The sequence below is a fragment of the Streptomyces torulosus genome, from assembly GCF_001419765.1.
GTDB classification, from domain to species: Bacteria; Actinomycetota; Actinomycetes; order Streptomycetales; family Streptomycetaceae; genus Streptomyces; species Streptomyces torulosus.
Genome location: NZ_LIRK01000114.1, coordinates 1 through 4,904, shown reverse-complemented (window position 1 = coordinate 4,904; position 4,904 = coordinate 1). Strand labels below are relative to the sequence as shown.

Annotated in this window: 4 protein-coding genes; 2 read left to right on the top strand and 2 right to left on the bottom strand. The window is 70.7% G+C overall.

Features of this window, described 5'->3' with window-relative positions; genetic code table 11:
• Positions 1 to 16 precede the first annotated feature (16 nt).
• On the top strand, positions 17 to 1,297 hold the full coding sequence (gene cseC, locus AOK23_RS08795) for a two-component system sensor histidine kinase CseC (protein ID WP_240496317.1): 1,281 nt from the start codon (positions 17 to 19) through the stop codon (positions 1,295 to 1,297).
• Positions 1,298 to 1,429: 132 nt separating this feature from the next.
• Here cseC and AOK23_RS08790 read toward each other — a convergent pair whose 3' ends face one another.
• Positions 1,430 to 3,148 (bottom strand): MDR family MFS transporter, encoded by a 1,719-nt coding sequence (locus AOK23_RS08790; protein ID WP_169800284.1) that lies wholly within the window; start codon positions 3,146 to 3,148, stop codon positions 1,430 to 1,432.
• A gap of 166 nt (positions 3,149 to 3,314) precedes the next feature.
• Between AOK23_RS08790 and AOK23_RS08785 the strand changes: the two genes are divergently transcribed.
• Entirely contained in the window at positions 3,315 to 3,965 is a 651-nt protein-coding gene (locus tag AOK23_RS08785) for a TetR/AcrR family transcriptional regulator (protein ID WP_055712188.1), read from the top strand.
• A gap of 19 nt (positions 3,966 to 3,984) precedes the next feature.
• On the opposite strand, the gene AOK23_RS08780 is transcribed toward AOK23_RS08785, so the two are convergent.
• The gene (locus AOK23_RS08780) at positions 3,985 to 4,593 is read right to left on the bottom strand and encodes a M23 family metallopeptidase (protein WP_107102757.1); all 609 of its coding nucleotides are present in this window, start codon (positions 4,591 to 4,593) and stop codon (positions 3,985 to 3,987) included.
• Positions 4,594 to 4,904: the final 311 nt, after the last annotated feature.

Below are 4,904 nucleotides of genomic sequence, written 5' to 3'. Positions count from 1 at the left end.
GACCAGACTCAGCGCGATCGCGTTCGTCGGGGCGCTGGTGGCGATCGCGCTGAGTCTGGTCGTGCACAACGCGGCGCGGGTGTCGATGCTGGACAACGCGCGTGACCTGGCCGACGAGCGCATCCAGGTCGCCCAGCGCATGTACGAGTCGGGGCGCCCGCTGAAGTCCGGGGCGTTCGGGGTGCGGATCAACGACCCCGAGATCCCGCAGGACCTGCTGGCCAAGGTCATGGAGGGCCGCCGGGCGACGTATGTCTCGGAGGGCCCCGACGGGGTGCCCGACATCTGGGCGGCGGTGCCGTTGAAGGACAACCGGGTGCTGTCGCTGCACACGCACACCGACCACAGTTCGACGGTGCTGCGGGATCTCGACCAGGCCCTGATCATCGGCTCGATCGCGGTCGTCTTCGGCGGCTCGGCCCTCGGTGTCCTCATCGGCGGGCGGATGTCCCGCCGGCTGCGCAAGGCGGCGGCCGCCGCGAACCAGGTCGCCAAGGGCGAGACCGACGTACGGGTCCAGGACGCGATCGGCGGGGTCACGCGGGACGAGACCGCCGAGTTGGCGCGGGCGGTGGACGCCATGGCCGACACGCTGCGGCAGCGGATCGAGGCGGAGCGCCGGGTGACGGCGGACATCGCCCATGAGCTGCGCACCCCGGTGACGGGGTTGCTCACCGCCGCTGAGCTGCTCCCTCCGGGCCGCCCCACCGAGCTGGTCCGCGACCGGGCCCAGGCGCTGCGGACGCTCGTCGAGGACGTGCTGGAGGTGGCACGGCTAGACGGCGCGTCGGAGCGGGCCGAGTTGCAGGACATCATGCTGGGCGAGTTCGTGAGCCGGCGGGTGGCGGCGCGGGACGCGGGTGTGCGCGTGCAGGTGGTCCATGAGTCGGAGGTGACGACGGACCCCCGCCGCCTGGAGCGGGTGCTGCTGAATCTGCTGGCCAACGCGGCGAAGCACGGCAGGCCGCCGATCGAGGTGTCCGTCGAGGGGCGGGTCATCCGGGTCCGCGACCACGGTCCGGGCTTCCCCGAGGAGCTGCTGGCCGACGGCCCGCGCCGCTTCCGTACCGGCGCCTCGGACCGCGCCGGCCAGGGCCACGGCCTCGGCCTCACCATCGCCGCCGGTCAGGCCCGGGTCCTCGGCGCCCGCCTCACCTTCCGCAACGTCCGCCCGCCCGGCGCCCCGGACTCCGTACCGGCGGAGGGCGCCGTGGCCGTCCTCTGGCTTCCCGAACACGCCCCCACCAACACGGGCAGCTACCCGATGCTGCCGATGTCGGGCGAGACGACAGCCTGAAGGGCAGGGGCGCGAACCCCTGCCCTTCACGAGGCGGTGCCTTCGGAGACGGTGCCTTTCGGAAGGCGGTGCCCTCCAGGAGGGTTCCTCCCGCAGCCGGTGCCCTTCACGAGGCGGTGCCGCCGGGTTCGTCTACTCCCCCGCCACGGGCGGCCCCCCGGCTCCCCGCAGCGGTACCTCCTTCACGAACACCGCGGCCACCAGCGCGAGGACGGCCACCACGGAGCCCAGCAGGAACGCCGAGTGCGTGCCGGAGGCCACCGCGTACTGGTACGCCTCCCGCGCCGGCACCGGCAGCTTCGCCAGGCTCGCCGCGTCCAGCTGCGCGGACTGTTCGGTCACCTTGGACCCCAGCGCCCCGGCCCGCTCGGCCATGACGTCCTGGACCCGGCTGTTGAACAGCGCGCCCATGATCGCGACGCCGAAGGACGACCCGAGCGTCCGGGACAGCGTGGTCGTGGAGGACGCGACGCCCATGTCCTTCATCTCGACGCTGTTCTGCGCGACGAGCATGGTGATCTGCATCAGGCATCCCATGCCGGCGCCGAGCACCGCCATGAACACCCCGGACGTCACCCGGCTCGTCCCGGTGTCCATCTGCGCCAGCAGGAAGAGTCCCGCGATCATCAGGACGCTGCCGACGAGGGGGAAGACCTTGTAGCGTCCGCTGCCCGTGGTCACGCGCCCGGCGACCATCGACACCGCGAGCATCGCGCCCAGCATCGGCAGCAGCAACAGCCCGGAGTTGGTCGCGGACGCGCCCTGCACGGACTGCTGGTAGAGCGGGAGGAAGAGGACCGCTCCGAACATCACGAACCCGGTGATGAACCCGATCAGGGACATCAGGGTGAAGTTCCGGCTGCGGAAGATGTGCAGCGGCATCACCGGCTCGGCCGCCCTGGTCTCCACGAACAGGAACCCGACGAGTGCGGCCACACCGATCGCGGTCAGCTCCATGATGACGGCCGACCCCCACGCGTACTCGGTGCCGCCCCACGTCGTGACCAGCACGATCGCCGTGATGCCGACGGTCAGCAGCGCCGCGCCCAGGTAGTCGATGCTCCGCGCCGACCGCGCCTCGCGCGACGGCTTCGGCAGATGCAGGACGACACTGATGGCGGCCAGCGCGACCACGCCGAGCGGCAGGTTGATGTAGAAGGACCAGCGCCATCCCCAGTGGTCGGTGATGGTCCCGCCGACCAGCGGCCCCGCGATCATCGCGAGGGCCATGACACCGGCCATCATGCCCTGGTACTTGCCCCGCTCCCGCGGCGGGATCAGATCGCCGATGATCGCCATGACGCCGACCATGAGGCCGCCGGCGCCGAGGCCCTGGAGGGCGCGGAAGCCGATCAGCTGGCCCATGTCCTGGGCCATGCCGCTGAGCGCCGACCCGATCAGGAAGATCACGATCGAGGTCATGAAGACGCTCTTGCGGCCGTAGAGGTCGCCGAGCTTGCCCCAGATGGGGGTGGAGGCGGCGGTCGCGAGCGTGTACGCGGTCACCACCCACGACAGGTGTTCGAGCCCGCCGAGGTCGCCCACGATCGTCGGCATCGCGGTGCCCACGATCATGTTGTCGAGCATCGCCAGCAGCATCGCGATCATGAGGGCGAACAGCACGACGCGCACGCTGCGCGGCTGCGGCTCCTTCGCGCCCTCGCCCCCGCCGGAGGCTCCGCCGGAAGCCCCTGCGGAAGCTCTCTCGGTGGCCCGGCCAGGCGTCCCGCCGGGGACCGCGTCACGAACCGCGTCACGGACGGCGTCGTCGGCCGAGGCGGCGGTCGCGGCGGCGGCGCCCACCGCCCCTCCGGCCCCTCTGGTCGCTTCCTTCTCGGTGTCCGCGCTCATGGCGGTCCTTCCTTCCCCCCGGACCGCTTCCCTACTTACTTGCCGCCCGGCTAGTTGACTACACTTGGGGAAACTAGGCCCCCAACTAGCCGGTCGTCAAGTAAGTTCGGCGGGCTTGGCAGAGGCTTGACCCACCACCGGGGTCGCGGCGACGAGGAGTAGCAGGATGAGCGAGACGACAGCCGACGGCGAGACGCCCGCCGGTACCACGCCCGCCGGCGTGACGCCTGCCGGCGCGGCGCCGAAACGGCATCGCCGCGGGGACACCCGTCAGCGCATCCAGGACGTCGCCCTCGAACTCTTCGCCGAGCAGGGCTACGAGAAGACCTCGCTCCGGGAGATCGCCGAGCGTCTGGAGGTGACGAAGGCGGCGCTCTACTACCACTTCAAGACGAAGGAGGACATCCTCGTCAGCCTCTTCCAGGACCTCCAGCGCCCGATCGACGAACTGATCGAGTGGGCGGACCACCAGCCGCGCACCCTCGACACCAAGCGGGAGATCCTGCGCCGCTACAGCGAGGCCCTGGCCGACGTGGCGCCCCTCTTCCGCTTCATGCAGGAGAACCAGGCGACGGTACGGGAGCTGAGCGTCGGCGAGTCGTTCAAGGACCGCATGCTGCGCCTGATCGACACCATCAAGGAGCCGGACGCCGCCCTGACGGACCAGGTCCGCTGCATCAGCGCCCTGTTCACCATGCACGCCGGGATGTTCGTGCTCCGGGACGTCGAAGGCGACCCCGAGGACAAGCGCAAGGCCGTCCTGGAGGTCGCGATCGATCTGGTGACCCAGGCGCACACGGGCACGCCGGGGGCCTGAGGGCGCGTCACGCCGTCGGTCAGAGGGAGATGCCCTTGCCGCGCAGGAAGGCGACGGGGTCGACGGCGGAGCCGTAGTTCGCGGTCGTACGGATCTCGAAGTGCAGGTGCGGCCCGCTGGAGTTACCGGTGTTGCCGGAGAGGGCTATGCGCTGCCCGGTCTTCACGATCTGCCCGACCTTCACCTGGACCCGGGAGAGGTGGGCGTACTGCGAGTAGGTGCCGTTGCCGTGCTTGACGACGACGGCGTTGCCGTACGCGGGGCCGTCACCGGCGCCGTTGCCGCCGGCCTTCACGACGGTGCCGCCGTGCGCGGCGAAGACGGCCGTGCCGCTCTTGACGGCGAAGTCCTGCCCGCTGTGCGTGGAGTTCCACATGTTGCCGGCCTGGGCGTAGCTGGCGCTGAGCTTGTAGCCCTTGACGGGCGTGACCCACGAGATCGCCTTCTTGGCCGCGGCGGCCTGGGCGACGCCCGAGGTCTGGACGGTGCCGGCGCTCTGAGCACCGCCGGCCGCGGCCGCGACCCCGACGCCCAGCACACCCGAGACTCCCACTCCGGCGGCCACGACGACGGCACGGACACGAAGGGCGGGCATACGGGTACGGGGGGAGCGAACGCGCTGCGACATGGGTGACCTCACGGGGGACGGAGACAGGGACCGGTGCCTCGGGAGGCACACGAAGACCACCCGGCGCTCAGCTGCGACCGCCGAATGGCACGTCCCTTGGTACCCGCACTCCCCCCGCCATCCAAAACCCCCTATCTACGACACAAGGCCGTACAAGCCCCCAGCTCTCCCACTCACTACCTCAACGCCCAAAACCCCCGAAGCCTTGCACCTCAACCCACACCCACCCAAACAGCGCACCAAAAGTCCGTTTTGCCCCACCGTCGCCCCGCAACTATTCCACCTAGTACGTGACGCAGGCCCTATGCGCC

What these genes read in the sequence shown, in the direction of transcription:
- AOK23_RS08780 (WP_107102757.1), bottom strand. Translation starts at nt 4,593, where the DNA reads ATGTCGCAGCGCGTTCGCTCCCCCCGTACCCGTATGCCCGCCCTTCGT.
- AOK23_RS08785 (WP_055712188.1), top strand. Translation starts at nt 3,315, where the DNA reads ATGAGCGAGACGACAGCCGACGGCGAGACGCCCGCCGGTACCACGCCC.
- AOK23_RS08790 (WP_169800284.1), bottom strand. Translation starts at nt 3,148, where the DNA reads ATGAGCGCGGACACCGAGAAGGAAGCGACCAGAGGGGCCGGAGGGGCG.